The 25,488-nt window shown below is 44.1% G+C and carries 32 protein-coding genes; 8 read left to right on the top strand and 24 right to left on the bottom strand.

Annotation, left to right across the window (positions count from 1 at the left end; translation table 11 throughout):
• Positions 1-20 precede the first annotated feature (20 nt).
• The 6 genes from V7O66_RS08910 to V7O66_RS08885 form a co-directional block, all read right to left on the bottom strand.
• Positions 21-770 (bottom strand): ParA family protein, encoded by a 750-nt coding sequence (locus tag V7O66_RS08910; protein WP_406659957.1) that lies wholly within the window; start codon positions 768-770, stop codon positions 21-23.
• A gap of 79 nt (positions 771-849) precedes the next feature.
• Entirely contained in the window at positions 850-1,200 is a 351-nt protein-coding gene (locus V7O66_RS08905; protein ID WP_406659956.1) for a transcriptional regulator, read from the bottom strand.
• Positions 1,201-1,303: 103 nt separating this feature from the next.
• Positions 1,304-2,959 carry a tRNA uridine(34) 5-carboxymethylaminomethyl modification radical SAM/GNAT enzyme Elp3 gene (locus V7O66_RS08900; RefSeq protein WP_406659955.1) on the bottom strand — a complete coding sequence of 552 codons (1,656 nt, stop codon included), beginning with the start codon at positions 2,957-2,959 and terminating at the stop codon, positions 1,304-1,306.
• A gap of 44 nt (positions 2,960-3,003) precedes the next feature.
• Positions 3,004-4,032 carry an AAA family ATPase gene (locus V7O66_RS08895; RefSeq protein WP_406659953.1) on the bottom strand — a complete coding sequence of 343 codons (1,029 nt, stop codon included), beginning with the start codon at positions 4,030-4,032 and terminating at the stop codon, positions 3,004-3,006.
• Between the two features lie 21 nt (positions 4,033-4,053).
• Positions 4,054-5,751 (bottom strand): preprotein translocase subunit SecD, encoded by a 1,698-nt coding sequence (locus tag V7O66_RS08890; protein WP_406659952.1) that lies wholly within the window; start codon positions 5,749-5,751, stop codon positions 4,054-4,056.
• Complete coding sequence (locus V7O66_RS08885) at positions 5,748-6,647, bottom strand: protein translocase subunit SecF (protein ID WP_406659951.1); 900 nt, start codon at positions 6,645-6,647, stop codon at positions 5,748-5,750. Before V7O66_RS08885 ends, V7O66_RS08890 begins: the two co-directional genes overlap by 4 nt.
• Before the next feature lie 107 nt (positions 6,648-6,754).
• On the opposite strand from V7O66_RS08885, the gene V7O66_RS08880 reads away from it, so the two are divergent.
• Positions 6,755-7,216 carry a deoxycytidylate deaminase gene (locus tag V7O66_RS08880; RefSeq protein ID WP_406659950.1) on the top strand — a complete coding sequence of 154 codons (462 nt, stop codon included), beginning with the start codon at positions 6,755-6,757 and terminating at the stop codon, positions 7,214-7,216.
• On the opposite strand, the gene V7O66_RS08875 is transcribed toward V7O66_RS08880, so the two are convergent.
• From V7O66_RS08875 to V7O66_RS08865, 3 genes are all read right to left on the bottom strand, one after another.
• Positions 7,202-7,963: a coenzyme F420-0:L-glutamate ligase gene (locus V7O66_RS08875; RefSeq protein WP_406659949.1), complete on the bottom strand. Its 762-nt coding sequence runs from the start codon at positions 7,961-7,963 to the stop codon at positions 7,202-7,204. The genes V7O66_RS08880 and V7O66_RS08875 overlap by 15 nt on opposite strands.
• A 198-nt stretch (positions 7,964-8,161) precedes the next feature.
• Positions 8,162-8,623, bottom strand: a complete 462-nt coding sequence (locus V7O66_RS08870) for an Hsp20/alpha crystallin family protein (protein ID WP_406659948.1) — start codon at positions 8,621-8,623, stop codon at positions 8,162-8,164.
• Between the two features lie 128 nt (positions 8,624-8,751).
• Complete coding sequence (locus V7O66_RS08865) at positions 8,752-9,951, bottom strand: cofactor-independent phosphoglycerate mutase (RefSeq protein ID WP_406659947.1); 1,200 nt, start codon at positions 9,949-9,951, stop codon at positions 8,752-8,754.
• Positions 9,952-10,062: 111 nt separating this feature from the next.
• On the opposite strand from V7O66_RS08865, the gene V7O66_RS08860 reads away from it, so the two are divergent.
• From V7O66_RS08860 to V7O66_RS08845, 4 genes are all read left to right on the top strand, one after another.
• On the top strand, positions 10,063-11,253 hold the full coding sequence (locus V7O66_RS08860) for a hypothetical protein (protein WP_406659945.1): 1,191 nt from the start codon (positions 10,063-10,065) through the stop codon (positions 11,251-11,253).
• Positions 11,254-11,365: 112 nt separating this feature from the next.
• Positions 11,366-12,760 carry an aspartate kinase gene (locus V7O66_RS08855; RefSeq protein ID WP_406659944.1) on the top strand — a complete coding sequence of 465 codons (1,395 nt, stop codon included), beginning with the start codon at positions 11,366-11,368 and terminating at the stop codon, positions 12,758-12,760.
• A 13-nt stretch (positions 12,761-12,773) separates the two neighbouring features.
• Positions 12,774-13,775, top strand: a complete 1,002-nt coding sequence (purM, locus tag V7O66_RS08850; protein ID WP_406659943.1) for a phosphoribosylformylglycinamidine cyclo-ligase — start codon at positions 12,774-12,776, stop codon at positions 13,773-13,775.
• Between the two features lie 21 nt (positions 13,776-13,796).
• Positions 13,797-14,078: a DUF1894 domain-containing protein gene (locus V7O66_RS08845; RefSeq protein WP_406659942.1), complete on the top strand. Its 282-nt coding sequence runs from the start codon at positions 13,797-13,799 to the stop codon at positions 14,076-14,078.
• On the opposite strand, the gene V7O66_RS08840 is transcribed toward V7O66_RS08845, so the two are convergent.
• From V7O66_RS08840 to V7O66_RS08790, 11 genes are all read right to left on the bottom strand, one after another.
• Positions 14,079-14,645 carry a hypothetical protein gene (locus V7O66_RS08840; protein WP_406659941.1) on the bottom strand — a complete coding sequence of 189 codons (567 nt, stop codon included), beginning with the start codon at positions 14,643-14,645 and terminating at the stop codon, positions 14,079-14,081.
• A 259-nt stretch (positions 14,646-14,904) separates the two neighbouring features.
• Positions 14,905-15,861 (bottom strand): tetrahydromethanopterin S-methyltransferase subunit H, encoded by a 957-nt coding sequence (gene mtrH, locus V7O66_RS08835; RefSeq protein ID WP_406659940.1) that lies wholly within the window; start codon positions 15,859-15,861, stop codon positions 14,905-14,907.
• Between the two features lie 19 nt (positions 15,862-15,880).
• On the bottom strand, positions 15,881-16,114 hold the full coding sequence (gene mtrG / locus V7O66_RS08830) for a tetrahydromethanopterin S-methyltransferase subunit MtrG (protein ID WP_406659939.1): 234 nt from the start codon (positions 16,112-16,114) through the stop codon (positions 15,881-15,883).
• 1 nt (position 16,115) lies between these two features.
• Entirely contained in the window at positions 16,116-16,343 is a 228-nt protein-coding gene (locus V7O66_RS08825; protein ID WP_406659938.1) for a tetrahydromethanopterin S-methyltransferase subunit F, read from the bottom strand.
• 5 nt (positions 16,344-16,348) lie between these two features.
• A complete protein-coding gene (gene mtrA / locus V7O66_RS08820; protein ID WP_406659937.1) occupies positions 16,349-17,074 on the bottom strand; it encodes a tetrahydromethanopterin S-methyltransferase subunit A in 726 nt (241 codons plus the stop codon).
• A gap of 1 nt (position 17,075) precedes the next feature.
• A complete protein-coding gene (locus tag V7O66_RS08815; RefSeq protein ID WP_406659936.1) occupies positions 17,076-17,390 on the bottom strand; it encodes a tetrahydromethanopterin S-methyltransferase subunit B in 315 nt (104 codons plus the stop codon).
• Positions 17,387-18,196: a tetrahydromethanopterin S-methyltransferase subunit MtrC gene (mtrC, locus tag V7O66_RS08810; protein WP_406659935.1), complete on the bottom strand. Its 810-nt coding sequence runs from the start codon at positions 18,194-18,196 to the stop codon at positions 17,387-17,389. The genes V7O66_RS08815 and mtrC overlap by 4 nt, the downstream gene beginning before the upstream one ends.
• A complete protein-coding gene (gene mtrD / locus V7O66_RS08805) occupies positions 18,197-18,892 on the bottom strand; it encodes a tetrahydromethanopterin S-methyltransferase subunit D (RefSeq protein WP_406662624.1) in 696 nt (231 codons plus the stop codon).
• A gap of 20 nt (positions 18,893-18,912) precedes the next feature.
• A complete protein-coding gene (gene mtrE / locus V7O66_RS08800) occupies positions 18,913-19,824 on the bottom strand; it encodes a tetrahydromethanopterin S-methyltransferase subunit E (protein WP_406659934.1) in 912 nt (303 codons plus the stop codon).
• Between the two features lie 246 nt (positions 19,825-20,070).
• On the bottom strand, positions 20,071-20,457 hold the full coding sequence (locus tag V7O66_RS08795) for a DUF5402 family protein (RefSeq protein WP_406659933.1): 387 nt from the start codon (positions 20,455-20,457) through the stop codon (positions 20,071-20,073).
• Positions 20,454-21,488 (bottom strand): U32 family peptidase, encoded by a 1,035-nt coding sequence (locus tag V7O66_RS08790; RefSeq protein ID WP_406659932.1) that lies wholly within the window; start codon positions 21,486-21,488, stop codon positions 20,454-20,456. The genes V7O66_RS08795 and V7O66_RS08790 overlap by 4 nt, the downstream gene beginning before the upstream one ends.
• Positions 21,489-21,578: 90 nt before the next feature.
• On the opposite strand from V7O66_RS08790, the gene V7O66_RS08785 reads away from it, so the two are divergent.
• Positions 21,579-22,394: a sugar phosphate isomerase/epimerase family protein gene (locus V7O66_RS08785; protein WP_406659931.1), complete on the top strand. Its 816-nt coding sequence runs from the start codon at positions 21,579-21,581 to the stop codon at positions 22,392-22,394.
• A 23-nt stretch (positions 22,395-22,417) separates the two neighbouring features.
• Here the strand turns inward: V7O66_RS08785 and V7O66_RS08780 are convergent, their stop codons facing one another.
• Complete coding sequence (locus V7O66_RS08780) at positions 22,418-22,828, bottom strand: universal stress protein (protein ID WP_406659930.1); 411 nt, start codon at positions 22,826-22,828, stop codon at positions 22,418-22,420.
• A 132-nt stretch (positions 22,829-22,960) separates the two neighbouring features.
• Between V7O66_RS08780 and V7O66_RS08775 the strand changes: the two genes are divergently transcribed.
• Positions 22,961-23,401 carry a DUF5806 family protein gene (locus V7O66_RS08775; RefSeq protein WP_406659929.1) on the top strand — a complete coding sequence of 147 codons (441 nt, stop codon included), beginning with the start codon at positions 22,961-22,963 and terminating at the stop codon, positions 23,399-23,401.
• A gap of 3 nt (positions 23,402-23,404) precedes the next feature.
• Here the strand turns inward: V7O66_RS08775 and V7O66_RS08770 are convergent, their stop codons facing one another.
• Positions 23,405-23,665, bottom strand: coding sequence for a hypothetical protein (locus V7O66_RS08770; RefSeq protein WP_406659928.1), 261 nt, complete (start codon positions 23,663-23,665; stop codon positions 23,405-23,407).
• Positions 23,666-23,766: 101 nt separating this feature from the next.
• Between V7O66_RS08770 and V7O66_RS08765 the strand changes: the two genes are divergently transcribed.
• Positions 23,767-24,063, top strand: a complete 297-nt coding sequence (locus tag V7O66_RS08765; protein WP_406662622.1) for a signal recognition particle protein Srp19 — start codon at positions 23,767-23,769, stop codon at positions 24,061-24,063.
• A 71-nt stretch (positions 24,064-24,134) separates the two neighbouring features.
• Here the strand turns inward: V7O66_RS08765 and V7O66_RS08760 are convergent, their stop codons facing one another.
• Together V7O66_RS08760 and V7O66_RS08755 are read right to left on the bottom strand one after the other, a co-directional pair.
• On the bottom strand, positions 24,135-24,314 hold the full coding sequence (locus V7O66_RS08760; RefSeq protein ID WP_406659927.1) for a preprotein translocase subunit Sec61beta: 180 nt from the start codon (positions 24,312-24,314) through the stop codon (positions 24,135-24,137).
• Positions 24,315-24,410: 96 nt separating this feature from the next.
• Entirely contained in the window at positions 24,411-25,430 is a 1,020-nt protein-coding gene (locus tag V7O66_RS08755; RefSeq protein WP_406659926.1) for an S-methyl-5-thioribose-1-phosphate isomerase, read from the bottom strand.
• Positions 25,431-25,488: the final 58 nt, after the last annotated feature.

The raw sequence follows: 25,488 nt of genomic DNA, 5'->3' as shown, positions 1-25,488 counted from the left end.
TGCAGAAGCCTTTAAAAAAGTTACTGGAATCTTTCCAGTTTGTTCTTTATGTTCATAATTGATCTGGAAAATGTGTGCTCAGGATCAGTGATGACCAGAACTTCACTGTTGCTTCTTGTTGCAATATCGCACATGCAGGGGATATTTTCCAGTATTGGGACTCCGAACTTTTCATTCTCAATGGGGCCGTTCATGATGCTATCATGACACATGTTGTTGACAATGACTGTATTTTTATTAAGGGGCCGGTAAACTCCATCTACAAGTTGTTCCATGGCATTCAGACTGACATTTGTGGAATTGTGTACTATCAACACTACGTCTGATGCGGCAACGGCATTGATGGATTCATACTCAACTCCTGGACTGGTGTCGAATATGATTACATCGATCCCGTTTTTGAATAGCTCCTTCTTTCCACTAATAAGGGTCTTGAGTGCATTGGATTGCCAGTTTCTGTCTTTACATGCAAAATCTCTTATTTCATCTATGTCTGGATTTGCATGAGCTACGTAGAATTTACCACTTGTCTGAAATTTGTTGCTGATATCTTCAACAACATCCATTATTCCGTATTTCTTTGAGATGAAATCATTGATCCAGCGTGATGTTTTTGTTTCAAAATATGTATACAAAGACGGTCCGCGAATGTCGCTATCTATCAAACAAACATTTTTTCCTTCAGAAGCGTAGGCTGCAGCTAAGTTTATAGCAATACTTGTTTTCCCACTTCCACCTTTTGACGAGTGTATTGTTAAGCTGAGTGTCATTTCTACACCTTTTTATATATCATTGCATTTTTGTGCAAGTATATATTTACATATACATCCATATATATATAATATATATTCACATTTTTTCTTTTATCTGGAAGTAAACCTTCCTTCCGTTGCGGAATTTCTCAACATGATCCATTCTGACTAACTGGTTGAGGTAATTGCTTTCAACTGCTCTTTCCTTCTTTGTGACTACTGATATCTCTTCTGCTGTAGCAGGCCCAATTTCAAAGAGAGTTGTTGCCGTGGTGCGCAAATGGTCTGGTAATGATAGCAGGGTCATGACGTCCATGGAATCTGCAAAATCAAATTGTCCGCTCTTTGGTGCAACTGGTTCGGTTTGGACAGTTATTCGGTCAAGTTTTGAATTTATCTCTTTCAGATTTTGAAGTATCTGTACTAAGATATCATTTTCTTCTGACATTTTATCCCCGTTTAATAATGTGCATGCACCTATGCTCATCATCTTTGCTAAGCAAAGGTGTGCTAATATATTATCTTTTTCGTGTGATCTGTGGACTGATGGTTTATTGGCCATTGAGCTGTTTACACATAAACGCTCCTTCACGGTTATATCCGATCTTGCGGTAATATTCTCTCACACCAATTCCACTTATGATTGCTATTTTTGAGTAACCCGAGTCATAAGATATTCTTTCTGCACAGGCTACCAGTTCCGATCCATATCCTCTGTGCTGCCAATCATTACTCTTTGCCTCATCGCCCACTGCCACCGCCGATCCATAAACATGTAATTCTCTCACAAGAGCTGTATTTTGCAGTTCCGGACGATGGGGTTTATCAGGGAACCTGAGCCTGAGGAAACCTATCAATATGTCCTGTAAGGTATCCTCGAATGCAATAAAATACTCTTCACCCTCGCAGCAGTCGTATTTCTCTACTGTGAGTTCCACATTTTCAACATTTGGTTCCTTGCCCTTAAGCACATTGTGTCCCACCTCGCGGCATCTTATACAACGACACTTTCCGCCATCATGTATCAGTTTTTCATGGGCAAGCTGTCTGACATTGCTTTTTCTGACTCCTGCCAGTATCTGCTGTGCAGGTATATCTCTCTGTATCCTTTGAAGTCGCACCCATTTCGGTATGCATGATTTTACTTCTGCCAGAAGGTCCACTGCATCGGTATCGTTGAGTGCATCGTATTCTCCACGTTCCCACATCTTATGCAGTTCCGTACCTTCGGTAACCAGTGTAGGGTAGATCTTCAGATAGTCCGGTTTGAACCTGGGGTCTTCGAAGAGCCTTTTGAAATTTCGCAGATCCCTTTCCCTGTCCATTCCGGGAAGTCCCGGCATCATATGGAATCCAACTTTAAGGGCACTGTCCCTTAGCATGCGATTAGCTTCAACACTATCTGCAACGGTATGTCCTCTCTTCATACGTGACAGTACGAAATCATAAGTGCTCTGTACTCCGATCTCAACCTTTGTGGCACCGAGATCAAGCATCCTGTCCACATGTTCCTTCCCTGTCCAGTCAGGCCTTGTTTCAAATGTTATGCCTGTATTGCGTACTTTCCCGGTCTCGTTTGCCTGCTGCACGTCTTCCAGTGTAAAGTAGGGCAGTTCCTTCCCAATTGGCTCTGCTTCATCACGCCACTGAGTTCCGTAAAAGTCATTCATTGCCTCCAGGCAGCGCTTTGTGTACCATTCCTGGTAATCTATGGAACGGGCTGAAAAAGTCCCTCCCATGACTATCAATTCAGCTTTGCTGACATCATGTCCATTCATCTTGAGTTGCTTCAGTCTTGTTGAGACTATCCTGTAAGGGTCATATTCATTCTGGATAGCTCGCATCGTGGAAGGTTCACGTCCCATATAACTCTGGGGTGAACAAAACTCGGAATCCGGCCCTCCGGGGCACGGCAGGCAAATGCCATGGGGGCAAGGTGCAGGAGATGTCATGGCTGCTATAACAGCCACTCCCGATATTGTGCGTACGGGCTTACGGCGTAATGTCTCTCTTGCCTTTTTCTGTTCCTCGTCTGTCCCTGTAATCATTATATCAGCATTCCGGGGCATGCTTGGAAGCTTGTAATGTTTTGATACCTTCTTTTTTATGGAGCTTAACTGAGCTTCATCAGTTATCTCTCCGTTGAGCACCATCTCCAGGATCTCCCTGCATGCTCTTTTAAAATCAGGATCTTCTTTAGTTGTCATTTAAAATATGATGTATGGTGTTCAATGTGAGTCTCGCTCGGGATTTACAGGCAGAAGTCTGCAACAAGTGCTTCTATCTGTATTCTGTCATTAGCAGCTTCTGTCATGTAATAATCAGCATTTGCTATCTTGATCGTCCATCTGGCAATGGTCTCATCACTTTCATTCGAAGAAGCTGCCATTTTGTGCAGCTGCAAGAGGATTTCCTTCCCGGAAAGCCCCTCCTCAAGTATGAGTTTGTCTATGAACTTTCTTGCTTCAAGTATGTCCTTTGAAAGTGTCATCTCAAAGAGATGTATTACGTTCTCGGATGTTTCTTTCAACGCAGAATCATATATCTCCTGAGGCCCGATGGTTTCGTCTTTGGATCTCAACGAGGCAAGCTGCAATGTATGGAGGGCTCTTGAAACATTTCCCTTCGAGTGGTAAGTCAATGCATCGATACCATCATCAGTGATCTGTACGTTTTCGGCATCAGCAACTTTCCTTATGAATCTGGCAAGCTTGTCTGCGGATACGTGGGTGAAGAACAATTGCAATCCCCTTGAACGAAGTGGTGCAATGAGTTTAGATGGTTGTGTGGTGGAAAGGATGAACCTGCAATTTGCGGTGTACTTTTCCATTATTCTCCTAAGGGCATGCTGGGAATCGGAATTAAGGGTCTCGGCATTATCTATGAAAATGATCTTAAAGTCCGAATCAATAGGTCCCATGCTTGCATATTCATTAATTACTTCCTTGAAGATCGCTATCACACTTTTTTTGATCTTCTTTGGATCATCTGTACCCAGTATCCTGAGGAACCTCTTTTCCCTTACCAGGTAACGTTTACCCTGTTCGAAAAAATCAGACGCGTTGAAATAAGTGAAATTACGCTGGTAGTCTTCCCCATAGATCTCGTGGGCCATGGCAAATGAAGAAGAGGCTTTACCTGTGTTCTCAGGTCCATGGAGCACAAGATGTGGCAGGTTATTGGACTGTATGAGCTTTTTGATCATATCGATCGAATCCTCATTCCCGATGATATCATCGAGGTTATCAGGCCGGTATTTTACAGTCCATATATCTTTCACTCTTGCCACATCCTAATGTCTTTACTCCGAATTCTTATTTCCGCTAGCTTCGAGCAATTCGTGGATAACCTTTCCATATACAGGTCTTGCAATAAGTACGCCTATAAGAACACCTACAATGGTTGTAATGGCAAATCCTTTGAGCGCACCGAATCCCATTATCACAAGTGGGGACATTGCAATGATGGTTGTTGCTGCAGCAGCGAATATTATACTGAATGCCTTTGTGATCCTGGAAAGATATACTTTTCTCGGAGGCAACTTACCCTCGTACAATACTTCATCAGTAATGATAACAAGGTGGTCAATTCCAGTTCCGATGACTGCTATTATTCCTGCTATACTTGGCAGGTCCAGTTGCCATCCTACTGCTCCTGCAAAACCTAAGATCATTATCACTTCACTGATGGATGTTCCCACCATTGGTATGAGTATCTGCGGTTTGCTGTATCTCCTGTAAACAACGAGAGCAACAGCGAACAGCGCAAGGAATCCGGCTATCACGGATTGGCTCTTGAACTGTTTTCCAAGGGTTGCGTCAACGTGTCCTGATCCTATGAGCTCAACGTTTACGGGCAAGGCTCCTGCTCTTAGGTGTATGTGGAGTTGCTCTGCTTTTGTCTTGCTGGCTTCATCCGGACCTGTGGATGCCTGCCATGAGTAAATTGGGAAACTCTCAAGCCTCAGGGCTGCATCTGGACTGAGTGGTGCGCTATAAACCTCGTTCTCATCGAGATACATTATGAGATTGTGTGACATTGGATCTCTTGTTGCACCGGTCTCCATGGCAACCTGCTGAAGTGCAAGTGCTCCGGAATCCGTAAGTGTGAATGGGGTGTACCACTGTCCTCCATCTTCGTTATAACCGGCTATGCCTACACTCTCTATCTCATCTCCATAGAGTGCATGTCTTGATTCATTGCCTGATGTAACGATGCGGATCTCAAATTTACCGGGCTTTTCAGCAATATCCTTTGCAGTTGCAAGGTCAATTCCTGCAAAATCGATAAGTATGTAATCCTCGCCCACTGTCTTTACAGGTATATCTTTAAGTCCGAGACCATTCAGTTTGTCACTGAGTATCTCTTTTGTCATATCACGGGTTTCGGTTCTGACACTTTGTTTGTAAATTGGATTGCCTTCGCTATCCTCTACAATGTATCCTCCAACCTCGGACATGAGTTCGCTAAGCTTTTCCTGTGTGATGTCTGTACGTATCTCATATTCTGTTCCACCGGCAACAGCCATGGGTATTACTTCTGCTTTCAGACTACCTGACAGATAGTTGCTTATCAATCCTGACTTAGAAGTGTGGAGTACTATTTCTGTGAGATTATTTTTGCGTATGATGGTGCTCTGCCCAATGGCAAGCTGGTCCATCTGGTCATTTGTGATGAAAGAGCTTGTTGTAAATGTGACTGAGAACTGCCCGTCCGTCTCCTCAATATTCGTTATGTCGATAGTGTCGCCAATTTCACTCTCGATAATTTTCTCGGCGAGGATATTAATATCGGCGTCAAGTTGGGTGAGCGCTCCCTGCAGTTTCACCTGAAGCCATGAACCTCCTTCAAGGTCAAGTCCGTAGTTAAGGTCAGTTGTAAATCCTTCTCCTGAAACATACCAGGGCTGTATGAAGAACACCGACGCCAGCATTGCAAATATAAATACTATTACCCTCAGGTCCTTGAAAAGGCTCTGTTGCTGTTCATCTTCTTTCATGCTCTTCGCCTCTTGCCTGCATTTGCTACATGCCATCTGAGTATGGATGTGTTCAGCATCCATGTATTAAGCAGATCAGCTGCAAGTCCGAATATCAGGACAATGGATATGTCAGATAGCAGAGGGATCTGTGACAGGGACGAGCTGATCAGGTATGAATAGGTTGAAACAATGTACATTACCACAAGTGCTGCAAGAGTTGTGGTCGTCATGGTAACTCCCGTATGCATTGCATTGGATATGTTCTCCTGTGGTGTACCTCGTCTTTTCAGTACGCGTGTTGTTAACAGTATGTCACTGTCCACGGAATAGCCGATAAGCATCAATAGGGCTGCTACGGTTCCCAGTGAAAGCTCTATGCCTGTGACAGCCATGAAGGCTGCAGCTATCATTATATCGGAAAATGCCGAAAGCACCACTGCAAAGGAAGGTACAAAGCTCCTGAATATCAGGAAAACGACTGCAGCCATTCCTATGAATGATATGATGACAGCATTAATTGCCTGTGCTTGGAGGCTTTTTCCATATACCGGTCCTATCTGCTTTATCTCGACACCTGTGTATGTGCCTGTCACTTCCCTTACCAGGTCAGTTTGCTGATCATTGCTCATGGGCCCGAATTGCATTACAACTCTTGAGCCAGCTTCACGGACATCAATTATAGGGTAGTCGGAATACTTCGCTTCAAGGGATGCGGCACTTTCACTTGTAGCCGCCGATATCATAGTTCCGCCTTCAAACTCCATTCCAAGCTTTACAGGTGCACCGCTGCTTACAAACATGAATCCCAGTATCACCAGTGATACAAGGAACAATGCGAGCGGTATAGCTGCAAGTTGTTTATCGTTATGGTTTCTTACAAAAGAATCTAAACGTTCAGTCAAACCGACTTCCATATTCTATACTCCAGATTACTATTCAATGTCTGCTTTAAGTGCAGGCATAGTTATTGTCAAAGAATACACTATAACTTATATATACTACTTATTGTTTTTCTTAAAAGATGACTGACAGACCAAGTATAGATGAATACTTCCTTGAGATTGCCACAGTTGTTGCAAAACGTTCCACTTGTTTGCGAAATAAGGTAGGTGCAGTGATTGCCAGGGACAAAAGAATACTGTCCACAGGTTACAACGGTGCACCTCGTAATCTGAAGCATTGTCTTGATATTGGTTGTATCAGGGAGCAGAACAATATAGCTTCAGGGACCCGCCACGAGAAGTGTCGTGCAGTCCACGCCGAACAAAATGCCATAATACAGGCTGCTCTTCATGGGGTGAGCACGGATAATGCAACACTGTACTGTACACATCAGCCCTGCATCCTGTGCACTAAAATGATCATTAATTCCAATATCAGAAAAGTGGTTTACATACAGCCATATCCGGATACTGATTCACTGGATTTCTTTTCAGATGCAGGTGTTGAGGTAATGAATATCCAGCATTCAGACTTTGCTTAAACAGCGAAGTCCCTTTTTTATTATGTCTTCTCTGCCGGAACGGTACATCTCCTTGACCGATGTTTCATCTTCCGAGTAAAGATCCAGTCCTCTTATTATAGCTACAGGACATCCCCCGTCTCCTTCTCCCATCAGAAGATTTGCTGCCCCTGCAATTTCATCGGCTATGGCTTCTTCTGTGACTTCCAGCACCTTTCCGAACAGGTCTTTTTCACCTATCCAGTTCTTGATAGGGTGGATGCGGTGGACACCAATGGCAATTCCTGTCTGGCCTATCTTAAAGGCTCTTCCATTAGTATCTGTAAGTATCACACTGACCTTCTTTCCGCTCAGTTTCCCTATGTCCTCTCCAATATCTCTTGCACTGGCATCCGGGTCTTCCGGCAGATCTGCCAGAAATCCATTTTCCACGTTTGAATCGTCTATACCTGCTTTTATACAGGTGTGTCCGTTCTTGGTGTCAACAAGGATTATGGGAAAATCGACAAGTATCTCCTTACTTCTATCAAGGACTGCCTGTACGAACCTTTCATCAATGCCATGCTTCTTTCCAATTTTTGCGGCATCCTCTCCGGCTTCAATATCCTCAAGCTTGAACATCCTTCCCTCTGCCTTTGCAACTATCGTAGAAGCAATGATGATGACATCATTGTCCATAACTTCGCAGTTCTTGCAGATAATACCTGCAATGTCATCTCCCTCTTTTATGAGTGGTACGTTATCAACGGTGAATATTTCCATTTTCACGCCTTATTCCTCAGACGAGTAACGGCAGCAGGACTAAATAATACTATCCATATAACATGATTTGCGGCGATGATGATAGTTACCCCGACTGAGTAAAGTATGATGATATTTCTTAACTGATGCCGCAAAAATACAAGGGTAAATGAAATATGTAAACGTCCATGTGTTTATCATGGGCGTTTAAAGAACAGTTTAAAATTATTCTATCATTATCTTGTGCTTTTCTTCGATATGTGATTTAGGCATTGTGATGGTTAGTACTCCGTCCTCGAGCTTGGCGTTCGCACCTTCCTCTGTCACAGCGGTTGGTAAATTGAATGCACGTGCAAAGCGGCTGTATGTGCGCTCCCGCATATAGTATCCTTCTTCCTTTTCCTCGGATTCCTTGTGGGTATTTGCACTGATCCACAGTTTATCGTCCCTGATATCAATATTGATGTCCTTCTTATCGACACCAGGAAGGTCTGTTGTAACAACAACTTTGTCCTCCTCTTCTTTTATGTCAACAAGTGGTGATAATGTGTCCATATCCATCATTTCCGAACCAGTGCCCATACTACTGAATAACTGGTTCATGCGCTCCTGCATCCTGCTCATTTCCTCAAAGGGTCCCCACTTGGATACAGCAGGCTGATTCCATCTAGTCAATCCAAATCTCATTTTAATCACTCCTCATAATTTGGGTGGTATATCTACTCCCTTAAATCCCACCCAATTATGGTATCTAATTACGGATACTTATACATTATGGAATTATTAAAACGAGGTTAATGAGCGCATCAATTTATCTAATTTTCCATCTTTTTCATGATACCTATCAGGTCTGAGGCGTATACTGTGTCAAAAGATCCTTTTTTGACATCTTCCTCATCGAAAGTTTCTGAATCATCGGTTTCAGTTTCAGTTGTGGAATAGATGGCAAAAGGTATGGGATTGGATGTGTGTGTCCTCATTGCTATTGGTGTGGGGTGGTCTGGAAGTACCATTATGGCGATGTCCTCTCCATACTCCTTCGCTGCCTTGAGGGTAGTGCCTACGACCTTCTCGTCAAAGTCCTCTATGGCCTGTATCTTAGCCTCAAGGTTACCCATATGGCCTGCCTCGTCAGGTGCTTCAACATGCACAAAAACAATATCATGGTCCTTTAACGCGTCCATTGCATATTCGGCCTTTCCGAGATAATTGGTATCAAGGTAGCCGGTAGCTCCGGGTACTTCAATTATATCGAATCCGGCGTACATTCCGATCCCCTTCACCAGATCAACTGCAGAGATAATAGCGCCTTTGAGGCCGTATAGTTCTTCAAATGTCGTGAATGCAGGTGCAAATCCCTGTCCCCAAAGCCAGATGGAGTTTGCCGGATTCTTCCCTTCCTCCATTCTTCCTTTATTGACAGGATGGTCTTTCAGAAGTTTCATGGAAGCTTCGGTGAGCTCATTGAGTATCTCACTATCCTCTCCCTGGGGCATGTGCAGGTTCCTGTCCTCATCAATTACATCATGTGGAGGTGTGCATCTGGTATTTGCGCCCAGGCCTTTCCTTGCTACCATGAGGTGGCGGTAGCTGATGCCTGGATAGAAGCTGATTTCATCATTTCCCAGTTCTTCCTGCACGGTTTTGATGATTTCTTCTGCTTCTTCACTGGTGATGTGTCCTGAGCTGTAGTCTGCTATCTTTTCCTCCTTTATGGTGATAAGGTTGCATCTGAAAGCTACATCATCCTTTTCAAGTTCTATCTCCATGCTGGCTGCCTCAAGAGGCGCCCTGCCGGTGTAGTACTTTTTCGGGTCGTATCCGATGATGGACATGTTTGCCACATCACTGCCGGGTGGCATTCCTTCAGGTACTGTCCGTGCAAGTCCTGCACGACCGTTCTTTGTCAGGTAATCCATGTTAGGTGTCCTGGCTGCCTGCAGAACTGTCTTATTGCCGATCTGCTGCAGGGGTTCGTCGGCCATTCCATCACCGATAAGTACTATGTATTTCATTTTTCTTCACCAAAAAGTCGAAATAAATATGAATAAGGATCCACTGTATTACCGAAACAGCTGGATCTACTTGAACTGTTGCGTATTCAAATCAAATTAATTGAGGTTTCGATGAGATATATAAATTTTGTAATCCTTTGTATTTGCCTGTTCACCTTTTTTTTGCTCCCTGCAAGTGCTGTGGAAATAAGCACCATGATACATCATTCCGAGCAGGAAGTAAAGCTAGATGAGACTGTGTATCTTGAACAGGGCTACTTCTTTGAAGTACGTGATATTAACAGCAATAGTGGAGACCTGTGGCTTGAGGTCTATCATGATGGCAAAAAACTCGATTCTGATAGTTTTGCCCGGGTTGAATCTCCTCTGAAGTACATAAAAACAGTGGAAAATTCAGAAGATGAAGAAAAAGAATACCTTGTGATCCGCATTACCTCACTCGGGGATGTGGATGGCTCCGGTCGGGATATGACTTCCAGGATAAAAATAGAGCAGTTTGATGACGGGAGCATTGAAGAAGATGCTTACCTTTTCTTTGACAGCAGCCTGACTTTGGAAGTAGGTGCATCTCGTTCCCTTGGGGGTGGTTATGCTCTTGAGGTTTCTTATATGGAAGATGATGAGTTTGTCGTATTGAAGCTCCTGAAGGGAAATAAGGTGCTAAAGGAGGAAGAGCTTGAGGAGGGTGAGTACTTCTATTACACTGTTGATGTAGATGGCAGGCCTGAAACACAGTTTCTGGCAAAGCTTGATAGTTTTTTCATAAGCTCTGACATGGAAATGGTGTTTCTGGATCAGGTTTCACTGAAAAAAGATGTATCTCTGGACTCAGATGGTATGGATGGAATTACTGCTGAAAATGGCACTTCCCTTGTTATTGTTTCATCAAATGGAGATATGCTGCTTGAAGGGGACGTAGCAATTATCCGCTATATAATTTCTGAATCGTTTTCCAGCATTAAAGTATTGGCAGATGGGGAGATAATAGATTCAAGAAGCAATGTGAATGCCGGAATTTACAGTACTGCAAGCGGTAAACTGTCAACGGGTGTTCACGAGTTCTCTCTGCTTGGAATTTCGGATGGTGTCGAAAAAACACTCGTGTCAGAAAAGATCACAATCGAGGCTTCCATGGTGGATTCATTATCCTCATCTGCAAAAGGATTTGTTGAATCTGCTGGCAACGCGCTGGACACAAATAAGGACAGCGGCTCGACAATACCGGGTATATCCGACTCAACGGTGATAATTTTACTTCTATGTGCTGTCCTCTTTCTCCTGCTTGCTCCCCGTAAAAAATAGTTTTTAGGCCTGGTTTATGATTTATAAAAATTGGTTTACTCATAATCTTTATATTAGTCTGTCTTCTTTATACTGGCAATTAGCTGATATTTACTGAAAACGTGGTTTAATCATGAGAATCGTAATGAAATTTGGCGGTACATCCGTTGCAAACGGTGAAAAGATCCGCCATGTGGCAGAACTCTTAAAGCAATATCATGGAGATGGCAATGAGCTTGTAGCAGTGACTTCTGCACTGGGCGGCGTCACTGATGGTTTGTTAAGCGTGGCAAATGAAGTCTCAGAAACTGGGAAAGTTTCTCATGTAAAAGAGTTTATGGCAGATCTCAAGGAAAAACATTACGATGCAATAAATATAGCAATTGATAGCGATAACCTTCGATCCGCAGCAGTCGATGCAATTGACAGCAGGATCGATGAACTTGAGAAAGCACTGATAGGTATCTGTTATCTTGGTGAACTGACTCCACGCTCGATCGATTATATCTCGTCGTATGGGGAGCGGTTAGCAGCTCCTATTGTCAGTGGCTCCATCCAGTCGTTTGGCATTGGTTCTCAGGCATTTACTGGTGGAGAGGCAGGGATTCTGACCGATTCGCATTATGGTAATGCAAAGCCTCTGGAACATAGTTATGATCAGGTTTACAAAACACTGGTTCCTTTGCTAAAAGATATCGTTCCTGTTGTAACAGGTTTCATTGCACAGGATAGGCAGGGTATCATTACAACCCTGGGTCGCAGTGGTTCTGATTTTTCTGCTTCTATAATAGGAGCAGCTGTTCAGGCTGATGAGATCTGGTTGTGGAAGGAAGTCCATGGTATCATGACAACTGACCCAAAGATAGTTCCCGAAGCAAGTTCCATACCTCAGATATCTTACATAGAAGCAATGGAACTTTCATATTTCGGAGCCAAGGTACTTCACCCAAGGACGATAGAGCCTGCCATCAAGCATAAGATACCTGTGCGAGTCAAAAACACTTTTGAGCCTGATTTTGAAGGAACACTAATAGTTGCAGAACAGAACCAGATAGAAGATGTGGTAAAGGCTGTAACTCTTATCAACAAAGTAGCCCTGATAAATATATGCGGTGCCGGTATGGTAGGTACCATTGGTACGGCTGCAAGGGTATTTTCCACACTTGCAAATGCAGGTGTGAACATTATTATGATCAGTCAGGGCTCGTCAGAAGCTAACATGTCCCTTGTTGTCAATGAAGACCACCTTGAAACCGCAGTATCCGCCATCAAGAACGAATTTATTAACAACGTTGTTGGTAATGTTGCATACGACAGGGATGTCTGTGTTGTTGCTGTGGTGGGTGCCGGTATGGATGGTATTCCCGGAGTTGCAGGCAAGGTATTCAATTCACTGGGAGTTGCAGGCATCAATATGATCATGATCAGTCAGGGTTCTTCACAGCATAATATCTCCTTTGTAGTTAGCTCAAAGGATGCCATAAATGCTATTCGAACCTTACATAAACAATTTGAACTGGACAAATAAGCAGGGATTACAAATGAGTGACAAGCACCTCACATACGCAGATTCCGGAGTAGATATCGAAAAGGAAGAAACGACCATCAAAGCACTTACCCGGGAAATGACATATCAGCGTGAAGGTCTGGGTGCACCCCTGACAGGCATTGGTCATTACGCTGGTCTGATAGATTTCGGGGAATATGCCCTGGCACTTGCAACCGATGGTGTAGGCTCAAAGGTATTGATAGCCAATGAAATGAAACGCTGGAACACAGTTGGTATTGACTGTATAGCTATGAATGTCAATGACCTTCTTGCGATCGGTGCAGAACCAATTTCATTTGTGGATTATCTTGCTCTTGAAAAACACGATGAGGACTTTGCTGCCCAGATCGGTGAGGGCCTGAGGAAAGGTGCAGAAATATCCCGCATGACAATAGTTGGCGGTGAGACTGCAACTTTGCCGGATATCGTAAAAGGATTTGATCTTGCAGGTACTTGCCTTGGAATGGTGAAAAAAGAGAATATAATCGCCGGGGAAAAGGTTCAACTGGGTGATGCAATTGTCGGTATTCCCAGTTCAGGTGTACACAGCAATGGATATACCCTTGTCAGAAAAATAATTGAAGAATCTTCATATTCATATCATGATGCATTCCCTTACGATGAGTCAACTACAATAGGCGATGAACTTCTGATACCTACTCGTATCTATATGGAAGTTCTTGATGCAATAAAAGAATTTGATGTACATGGCTTTGCACATATCACCGGCAGTGGGCTTTTGAAATTGAAACGTGTAACAGATCTTGGTTTTAATTTCGATGATCCAATAGAGCCAAACGATATATTCAAGTTCCTCCAGGAAGAAGGAAATGTGGATGAACTGGAAATGTACAAAACATTCAACATGGGAATGGGTTTTGTCATTATTCTCCCTCAGGATCAGGCTGAAAAAGCAGCTGAGCTGGTAGGTGGGAAAGTTGTTGGTAAGATCGTGGAAAGCGGCATAAAAGTATCTGATCTTGTTATAGTCTGATTCAAGGAAACGGAGAAACACATGGCCTGCATTAATGATATTCCCTACGAGATCCTTCTGAAAGGCGGTTCACCTACAGAATGCGAGAATTTGATCCGTGAAAACTCGGATGAGGTATACTATGTCAAAGGCGGATACAAATTGCGTGGTGTAACGCTATCTGGTGAAGTGGTTCCCATAGGAATTAAAGGAAATGATATATTTTTCCAATTTATAAAGCCATGCTTTGGTCTTTTTGTTTTGAAAACATCTGGCTCTGAGGCTGACATTGAAGACTTGAGACGCCAGCCCACAACAAAATGATCAGATCTTTGTTCTTTTTCCAGTCTCAACTATCCATTTAAGGAAATCTCCTGATGGATATTCGTGAATAGTCGTTGCAACGATTATTCCATCACCTATTTTTTTGCTAACCATCAGCGGGTTGCCTTGTTCATCCCTGAATAGCACATCTCCATCGGTCTCTGTAAAGTATCCGTCAAATTCTATGGGTATTTCCGGATCTTTCACAAGACAATGTGCATCATGTTGCCCATCTTTTTGGACGACTGTGGATTCCTGTTTTTGCACATACTTTAGTTTGAATGGCAGCCAGGGGTAATCGTACTCACTTACCATGGGGCCGAATACTATCAGATTCCCGCCTTTCTCCACAAATCTCTCGATCTGTTTTCCATTACGTTCCACTCCAGCAAGCGTATTTGTATACTCTTTGTTGGCAAAACCGGTTGGTATCATAATGCATTTGCAGGGTGGTAAAAAAGGTGTCCCAATTGATTCTGAAACAATTCTCTGGCATTTTACCTTGTGCTCAATGAATAGTTTTTCAAAAAGTATGGGCATGTCCCAAAGTAACATAACATCGCTCATGGGGAACAATTAGTGGTTTTAGATTTAACTATTTTTCTGATATGTATTGCTGCCAAGCTACAGTGTAAATAAAAAAATTAGCAAATGGTATATGTTTACACTGTCACAAAGTATATATGCTATAGTCCAGTATCTATGTACTACTCAAATACGAATTTGAGCTAGCTGGTTGGGGAGTGGGATCATCAATCAGTTACTCTTTTGACTACTTTTTCAAATAGTCGTTCATGTAATTAAAAAAGAAAAAAAGAAAGCTGGTTTAAGCCAGCTTGTTGAGTGGGTGGTTTTCATCCATGATCTCAAGACCGAGTTCTTTTGCGGTCTCTCCGAGCATGATGTCAACCATAGCTGTTGCAGGGAACACCTTGTCAGTGTTCTCGATAGGGCCGAACAGCTGGAAGTTGGATCCAAGTATCTGTGATACGAGGTTGGTTCCAATATCTGTAGGCATGTAGATTGCCTGCTTCTGGTCCCTTGTCTCGTACTGCTTCTTGTATCCCTTCATCCAGTCCCATGCAGATGCCATGTTGTGGTATCCACCGCCAACAGGCAGACCAAAGTGACCTTTGACTGCAATTACTGATCTGATTGATGCACCGGAGCCTGCTCCGAGTGGGGTTGCTGCTACATCTACCAAAGGCTTTGTGATTCCACATTCCTTTGCGATCTCAAGCATACCCTTGTCCTGACCAGTTCCACCGCTTTCAAGGATCTCTATCTTTCCTTTTACGCTTGGGTCTGTTGCATTGAATGCGAGAACAATAGAACTGTTGATGTCACTGTCCTTGATCGCTTCGATCTCATCTGCGTGAACACTTGCGTTGATGGAGTTGTAGATAGCTCTGTCAGCAACACCGATCTCTGTTACATACTGTGCTGCTGCTGCACGAACGTCACCAGCTGATGAGTCGATAAGGAATGGTGTCTTGTCGTCACGCTCTACGAACCAGTCGATGTAGTTCTTGATTGCTTCAGGTGTCTCTCCGACGATCTGGTTTACGATTGGGTTGCCTGTAACCTGACCCATGTCAACCATTGACTGCCAGAGTTTGTCTGCTGCTTCCTTGTCGAAAATTCCCTTGTCTTCATCAGTCACGATCTTGTGTCTGTTGTAGAACATTGTTCCTACAAGTACTGTTGGGTATTGTCCTGGCTGGCCACCGAACTTGACTCCACCTACCTCAAATACTTCTTGTTTCTTGTCAAATTTGAACATATGAATAACCTCTTTATTTTTAGATACTAAGCATAGGTGCCAGGAATAATATGTATAAGAGGAACATAACAATTCCAGCTGTTGCTCCGTATAATATTCCTATGTCTCTACCTACTTTCTTACCAATGCGCTGTGCAACTTCACTGCTGACAAATTCGATCTTCTCATCTATGTTGTTGAGTCTGTCGATGACTGCATTGAAATCTGCAGGGTCTACTACTACGCTTGGTGCATTTCCGTTTGAGTCGCTCATTTTAAATCATCCCCCAGATAAACATTGGAAGTATGACCGCCATCACTACAGCAAAGGCGAATCCTGCAACAAATCCGGATATGCCGGTTGCGGAAACACCTGAATCGAGTTTCTGGTTCCTTGCGATAAGCTGAGCTCTGTATCGGATGCTCTCGACTGTGGATTCCATGGGTCCCATCTGTGGGTTGATTACTTTTGGAACTCCTTTTCCATATTCTTCATCTGCCATGTCAATTACCTCCCGAACAACAACATTCCAAGTAAAGCGAGTGTGATTGCCAGACCGATCATAATTCCTTCAGCCTTACCTGCGTGGATACCTGAGTGGAACTTGTTAAGGTTACCGATAGCTATCATTTCCTTCTCGATGCTCAGTATCCTGTCCCTCACGGTTGCGATCTCAGCTGCCATTGGTTTGAGTCCGCCAGCTTCTTCTTCTTCTCCTCCGGCTCCGTCACCGACTTCAAGGACCATTGGGTCTGCATCAAAGGCTCCTGGGTCTTTTGCTGCATATTCTTTGATCTTGGAAACAATAGCATTCATGTCTTCAGTACCGATCAAATCGATACATTCGACCTGTGCCTGGAATCTTTCCATTGCTGCATCGGTCAGGTTCTCGATATAAGGAATCGCACCGGTTGCACCGACGATCCTGTTATCTTTGATACCGTTTGCATGCAGACTGAGCATTGCCTGTCCGGTGATGTGACCCTTAACTTCAGATCCTGTGACGATGAGGTATCTGATGTTGGGGTTTGATATTATGTGTGCTACGACCTTCTCAAGACCGAGGTTCTCTGTCTTACATGGGCCTGTAACAGCAGCTCCTGCATCCAGCATTGGTCCGCCTGCAAGGTGGGATCCGCAGGTGATAACTGCTACACAGTTCTGTATGTTACCTACGTCGTACTCACCTTTAATAATTGGCCAATTTGGTGCTGCATCTCTTTTTTCTGCCATTTTACATCACTCCTAATGCGCCCATGACCAGAAGCATAAGTCCTGCGACTCCCAGACCGACAATAATTCCATAGAATGAGTTGCCGTAGAAACCTGCGCTAAGTGCAGTTGTTTCACGTCCTGGGTATGAGTTGAGCAGTGGCTTGTCTGGTGAAAGGGAGTTTACAAGATCATCAGCGATCTTATCCAGTTCATCAAGCTGTGCCATTACTGGGTCCATCGAGTATGCGATAATATCGTCTCTCTCTTGGGCAAGTAGGCCTGTGAGTGGATCAAGTACTAAATTAGCTTCAGGTACTACGTGAACCATGCTCATGCCAATTCCTCCTCAGTAGGTAGCATTCCGGTTCCTACTACGCTGTAAGCATCTCTCTTTACAAACTTGTAGAACTTGCTGAAACCAATGTACCAGATAGCTATACCGACAATGATGGTGATTGCTCCGGATGCACCTGCATTAATGCTGGCTACGATTCCTGCAATGACCATTGCAATAGCGCCCTTCTCAAGAGCTGTTGCAAGTGTGCGGTCCTGTTTCTCATCAGGTCCGAGGTTTGCATTGAATGGGTGGAGAATTGCAAGACCACCAGCAATGAATATCACTGCAATGTAGCCGGTTGCTATTACTCCGGTAAGTACAGATTCAAAGGTAAATGATCCTACCATTGCGACACTGAGTCCTATAATGGTGATGGTACCTGCCATTGAGATCTCTGCCATGGACTGTACCATGATAGGAATTCCCATGCTGAGTACCTTGTTTGCAAGAAGACCGACAAGAAGTCCGATCAATGCTGCAAAGATCACTGCAAGTACAGGTCCGGCAACGCCACCAACGGCGAGTCCGAATGTGGTTGCAACGATACCCATACCGAGTGCTATCATACCAATGGATGGTACACCGGTACCAAGTCCGTAACTTGCTACTCTTCTAACTGCTGCTGCGCCCCATACGACACCAGCGATGGCGCCTATTCCGCCAAGGAATGACATGTATGGTCCGATTGAAGCAACAAGGAAATGTGCTGCGTATATTGCGATAAGTCCGCCAAGTGCGCCCAAAGCGATCAGGTTGTTATGGGGCATTCCTGCAGCGGCCTCTCCGCTTCCTCCTGCTGACATTTACAGGCCTCCTATTGCGATTACACCCATGATTGCACAGAAAAATGTTGCAATAAGGGATGCGAGTACAGCTTTTGGGAATCTCTTGAATTTAGGGTCATGGAAACCTTCAATGGTTCCTCCAATGTTGTATGAAGGAATGACCGCATTAACAAAGAAAATACCTACTGCGAAAATACTTGCTATACCGACTAAGTCAGTAGTTGACAATCCGTTCTCGATAACCATGAGGTAGTAGTATACCATTGAACCGCCGATACCACCAAGTGCACCGCCGATAACACCACTCACAAATGATACTGTTGGAAGACCATGTCCTTCTGTACCCTGGGATACGTAGAGATCCTGTCTGTCCTTTGTAATTGGGTCGTACTTTACCTTTGCAGATGCTGGTGTACATCCGACACCATATACGTATACCCACTGACCTACGATCATTGTGACTGATATCATTATCATAGCACCGACTGCACCGGATGCAAGAACAAGAAGCATACTTTCTGTAATGCCCATCATGGTAGAGGCTGTTACAAGTCCTGTAAGACCTGCGCCGGCTGCCAGCTGAACAGTACCTGTTCCGATACCTGTTGCCTGTGCCATAGCTGCTGGAGCTCCACCTACTGGTACGAAGTGAACACTCCATGAAATAAGTACACCACCAAGTGTGATCAGTAACACACTGAGGATGTTGTCCATTAATACTGATACTACATCAATCATGCTGCTACCTCTGCGTCCTGGTCTTCTTTGTATGTACCAAATGCATTACGTGCTGCAACTTCGATGTTCCTGTTCCATATAATCAGAATAAGTACAATAATTGAACCTGCAATAACGGATGCCCATCCGACTGCGTCGCCCTTTGTGGCGTCGAATACGGTTGTTACCCATCCGCTGAGGAATACGGTCATACCGAATGCAATTCCTGTTACTGGTCCACCGAATTTAGCACAGAACCATGAGTTGTCGTATCCGTTCCTGAGACCGGATTCTCCCTTTCTCACGATGTTTCCTGAGTTTGAAGCGTTGAGTCCTGATCCGAACTCTACGTTCTGGAATTCACGTTCTGCACCGTAGTGTACGTCACCAGTGGATGATCCGATAGCACCAATAGTGATTCCCCAAATGAATGCCAGAAGTGGCAATGGGAATGGGTGTGCTAATACAGCAACCATGAGATATGCTACAACGAGTATACAGAACGTTGTAATAAACGAGTATCCCATTATTACCGGGGTGTGACTCTTTATTATATCTAGATAAAGTGGTTGTTTAAAACGTTTCTGACTTGCGGTTCTACCAAAGTGTGATGTGACTGAATATGTTCCGTGGATCACAGCTGCAACAATAGCTCCGATTGTAAGTGCAAGAACAACAGATGCGTTCATGCCTAACAGAACTGATGCTACAGTTCCTCCGATTGCACACATAAGTGCGTTCGAGGGTGGTTCTCCTGAAACAGCTTTATTGTATATCCTGTGTGGATACATCATTTGAGGCGCCAATTGCACTTGGGAGTTAGGGTTACTCTGGGATCCTACATCAGATTCAAGATCCTCAGAAGCACCAGCAATAGTTGCGGCTGCTCCCATTAGTGCTAATACGCCCATACCTGTGAGCGGTTCCATACATTTTCCTCCTATTATTTTATAGCGAAAATCATGCCATTATCGCAATAATTGCTTGTACGATTTCTCCGATCGTAATTGCTATGGCGTAGACTAACGTAAGGTGAAAATCATTATATTAAATACTTCTTAAACCTTTCGAATCACTCCCCTGCGGGCGACCCGTGTTTCCACTCCAAAAAGCGGTAATAGGGCATACTCTTAAATATGTTAGTCAAAAAATTATAATGAAAAAAGTTAAGAGGTTCACTCTTTACGATCAAATTTAAGTATGTATATGTCAGGTCTCGGTCTTTTTCCCTCTCCTCTGGCGAAATCCATGTAACATCTGTCGCAGAGCAGGCGGGAATTGAGGGATGCGATCTCAGCAGTACCGGGTATAAGTCTTGCAAAAAGGAATGATGGTTCTATGTCAAGGGACCGTGATGTTTCTTCCAGTTCTTTGCAAATGTGTTCTTCAAATACCTCAAGATCATCCAGCTGTACTCCCCTGGTATTGATGGTGGCTCCGTTGCATCCGCATGGCAGGGCAAAAGCGTCCATCTCTATGAGAAAGACCGGCTTTGCGAGCAGGTTCCTCAATTTGTTCTCTAGCTGGCTGCGGCTTTTTGATATGGTTCCTATTAAAGTCATAATGATTCTCCGGATGTATTCAACGGTTCAAGACTATCTCCTGTCTCAGTGCTTGAGTAAACTCTAACCACTTTCTCTGTCAATCTCTTGCAATATCCACATTTATTGCAGACCTTCTTGCATTGTTTCCATTGCGAGATCGCACCTTCGAGCTCCTTGTTTGGGATGTGGAAAAGGTCCCTTATATCCTTGGGGCAGTCCAGCAGGTCCATTAGATTTCCATCGTAGGACTCTTCGCTATATGCCTGGACATTATTCAATATCCAGTTTACGAAATGGGTACGTCCGCCTATCTTGAAAGTATCCGTGATGTGCCTGTACTCCTTCAGGTCCTCGGGGCGTATCCATGGTGACTTGATCAACTGCTGTGGATCATTTATTCTCAATGAAAGGCACTTGTGATAATAATAGTCGTCAAGCACGTTCAATTTCGGTCCTGGTCCGTTTGCGTGTGAGAAGAAGTTGAAATGTGCATACCTGAATGGGCATTGATACAGGCACCCCTCATTCACAAGTAGTTTCAGGTTACATGATGTGGATTCCTTTATTGCCTCAAGTTTAGGGAAATCCCTGTTCACGACCGGGTCGATAACGATCGTATCGGCTCCCAGGTCCTCATAGAACTCGGCTTTCTGTGGTGAATCTACAAAAGATAATACCGATACCACGACTTCCATATCGAAATCCCTTGCAAGCATTTCTACAAAATAAGGCTCAGCAACAGTAATCGAGTCAATTCCTATGTTGTTAAGCTGCTCAAAGTACCAATTGATCTTATTGTAGCCCTGCGGGGTCAAATGCTGTCCGCCCATGCATGAACTGTTGAGCACGATCTCCATCTTCACTCCCTTATCATGGGCGTACTCGGTCTGCTCGGATATTTCCTCCAGACCCGGGGCGCTTATATTTGTTCTTCCGGTCCCGACATAGTCCGGGTTGCCGGCCATGTACACGGCATAGATGTCGTCCGAATTCTCCAGTAACCCCTCTAGTCCTTCCAGGTGTCCGACATGCGGTACATATAGTTTCATTGTTTGCTGGTAAGTTCCAATTTAAATAAGTTTTTTGGTTCTGACAAAAACCAAAAGTGTTATCAAGTTCCAGCCGTCTTCATTAAATCTATGATACTCGGTGCATCTTCCTTTGCCGGCAGCCTGGCAGAGATCGCCTCTGAACTTCATTCAGTGGAACTCTATATGCCAAAGCTCGGTGTTTATCAGGATTCAGTTCTTCAGAAGGATATTCTAGGAGCAATTCTCGATGAATTGTCAACACTTGATCTGCATACTTCCTTGCATGCACCTTATTTTGCAGATACTCCAACTTATCCGAAGGATGTGGTCGTAGATACTGCTAACATGGGTGATGTGGAGTTTCGGTTGATGGGCGAGTCCATTGAGCTTGCAGGTGAACTTGGATCAAAGGCAGTAGTGTTGCACCCTGGTAGGATAAACGGGAGTCATGATGCTTCTTTTTCTCGGATGGTCTCAAATCTTCAGTCCCTGGCTAAAATGGCTGAGGGGCATGGGGTCATGTTAGGGCTTGAGAACAAGGAAGGTACAGATCCCGGAAATATGTGCTGTGAGGCTGCAGAGCTGGTAAAGGCAGTGGAAGCTGTGAATTCTGATAATCTGGGTGCAACTTTCGATATAGGGCATGCAAACCTGACCTGCGCTGGTGATATTGAGAAAGTTCGCAGATTTGCAAAAGAGCTTGCACCTTATGTCGTACATGTCCATGTACACGACAATGGCGGGGTATGGACCGACCAGTATGATGGGGATGAACATCTGGCTCCGGGTGCAGGTACAGTTGACTATACTGTCCTCAATGAATTAAAGGGTTACAAAGGCATCTTTAACATGGAGCTTTTTTCCATGGAAGATGTCCTGCAGGGTAAAGGTACGGTTATGCAGGCGTTAAAATGCAGTAAATAAAAGAATTATCTCTTTTTCCCGTTTCACTCTTTGTAGTTGGGCGGCACTACAAGAACAAGGATCTCGGACATTTGCAGGACTTTTTCAGTGACAGAGCCCATTATCATTTTTATGCCTGTCTTTCCCTGTGTGCCAATTATTATCCTGTCAGCTCCTTTTTCTCTTGCCACTTCAACTATCTTTTCGGGTGCATTCCCATCCTTGATGATACCTTCGATGCGCTTCTCTTCACAACCGTTCTCTATCAGCACTTCTTGTATCTTTTCGATAAGGTGCTCTGCTCCATCCTTGCGCCAGCTCTTCCTTTTAAAACCCTTATCATCCACAACATGGAGCACTATGAGGTGGTAATCATGCCTCTGGGCAATTTCGGCTGCGACCTTTGCCGCATTCTCGGAATATGCCGAACCATCTGTTGGAATTAGTATTTTCATTAAATTGATGATTATGTTGGGCTATTATTAAATATTTGTATTTGCATTCATGTATTACAATGGCTGCAATACGCCATAAAGGATTGCTTTTCGACGGGGATTCATATGAATAAATATCAGAAATTCAAAAAGATGAATAACAAAAGTTACTCCGATGTTACTCGCTTTTTAAAAGAGACTACACACCTGACTGCGCGTGAATGGGTGACTGCTCGGTTATGTGCGGATTTCAAGAATCTTTCCAACCAGTCGGAGATGACCTGGATCGGTGAGAACTTGCCTGATCTGGTTCCTTTTATGGATGAAGGTTACTCCAGGCAGGAAGTTTCCAATGCCCGTGCCTCTTTTAAGAAAAAGGTTCAGCGCAGTGGGGCAACATTCTTCTATGCCTACTATGCAGGTCTTATCACTCAGGAAGAGATGATCTCTATGATCCATGGGATGGTTGTAGATATCAAAAAACTGATGGACACCGAAGGTAGTGAAGTTCCCGAAGAGCACGCGACAGAAGTCCAATTGCTCATTGCGGATGTCCTGAGAAGGATAAATGAATCACTGGATGAGGATTATTAGGACTCAGTCTTTAGAGCGGGTTCTGAGATGTCCTGCAAGCATTCTCATATTAATTTCGCGCAGATACTTTGCCTGGACCTTTGAAACGAACAGGATATTCTCTCCAATGGGAATCCTGATGTCTGATTCCTTTTCGGCTTTGAAAGCTGTAGGCACAATGGCAGGTCCGCCGCATGTGGTGCAAAGCCTGAAATCTTTTCCTGCTTTCTCAATAAACTCCTCTACGTCCGGCTCGACCTTGAAATTCCTGGGGATATCTATCATGGAACTTAAGCAGTTCGTTTGAATACTTAAGTTTTGTCTTGTGTTGTCCTTCATTCCGGGCAAATTTAAATTGAATGAATTCCAATGTATGTCTCATGTTGATGAAAGAAAAGGGAAAGCTTGTCATCTGGCCTGCATATATTGACAAGACCAAGTCCAGAAGCAAAGGAAGAATAATCTCCAGAAAATCATCTGTTGTTGAGCCTTCACTTAAAGAGCTCAGGCTTGCAGCTGAGAAACTGGGACTGAATCCTGAGGTTGAAGCCGATAAGGCCTACCCGAAATCATGGTGGGAGTCCAGTGGCAGGATATTGATAGATAACTCTGCTCCAAAGACAGTTCTCTCACGAAAGATATCCAACGCTATAAAGGATGCACGTTCTGGGTCTGGAAAATAACATTTACACTAACATATAGAGTTAACACTAGCGCATGAAGAAATAAAAAAAGAAAAATTAATATTCCCTTTTCAGGATATTGGCCAGAATCCAAAGTTAGCGTTAAGCAAAAGGACTACAAAACCAATGGCTGCCCCTGCTGCAATGACGGTCTTTGGGCTAACGTGTATTGCTCTTTTGTCAGCATCATAATAGCGCATAAGACCTGCAGATGACATCAGGCCGCTGCCGCCGGAACTTTTCTTTGTCATTTTATCTCCCTACCAGTTTTTAGTTTATAGATTAATAATCGTTTTTATTAGTTATCTGTTCTTCCTCATATCCTTCATGATTTAAAAGACTGTGCCTTAGGCAAGCACTTCGTCTATTAAAAATGGTGGATAAAAGACTCCTTTCTCAGTGATTATGGCTGTCACATTCTCCATGGGTGTGGCATCAAAGGCCGGATTGTACACTCTAACGTTCTCAGGGGCTATCTGCACATTCTTGAAAAAACGCAGTTCGTTCTCATCCCTTAGTTCAATTGTGACGGTATCTTCCCATCCCTCCGGGTCGAATGTGGATACAGGTGCAGCTACAAAGAATGGTATCTCGTGTTCCCTTGCCAGTACGGAGTGTGTATATGTTCCGATCTTGTTGAAGACCACATCTGCCGTTATCCTGTCCGCACCCACTATCACCTTGTCTATCATGCCCTTTCTCATGACGTGCCCTGACATTGAATCACTGATAAGTGTAACAGGGATATTGTCCTGCATGAGTTCCCATGTGGTGATCCTGCTTCCCTGGTTCAGGGGCCGGGTCTCACAGGAAACCACATTGATCTGCTTGCCTGCTTCCACTGCGGAGCGAATGACCCCAAGGGCTGTCCCCCAATCCACGCATGCCATTCTTCCTGCATTGCAGTGTGTCATGACAGTGTCACCGTCATCCAGTAATTTTGCACCGTATTTCCCCAGTTTCTTGTTTGTTGCAACATCCTCGTCTGCAATGTTCTTTGCTTCTGAGACCACAACATCCTTGATGCCGTCAAGGTCGTATGCATCAGCCATTGCAGCTATTGTCCTGTCCACTCCCCATGCAAGGTTCACCGCTGTGGGGCGTGTGGATTTGATGATATTTGCAGCTGCTTTGAGGTCTTTCTCCAGAGCATCCATATTGTCTGCGCTACTCAGGGTTGCCGCAAGTGCCACACCATAAGCACCTGCAGCTCCAAGTGCCGGTGCACCCCGCACGCGCAGGGACTTGATGGCTTCGCAAAGCGCTCCCAAAGTCTTGCATTCGATGACCTTGTACTCCACTGGGAGAAGTGTCTGGTCTATCATCATTATAGAATTAGTCTCATTATTCCAGTCTATAGTTCTCATATTTATCTGATTGAACTAAAAGATGCAACTTAGATAAAAACATGGAGGTTTTATCTTC

The sequence above is a fragment of the Methanolobus sp. ZRKC3 genome, from assembly GCF_045291275.1.
Lineage (GTDB): Archaea > Halobacteriota > Methanosarcinia > Methanosarcinales > Methanosarcinaceae > Methanolobus.
The sequence above is the reverse complement of the archived record's forward strand: the minus strand, read 5'-3'. Positions and strand labels throughout refer to the sequence as shown.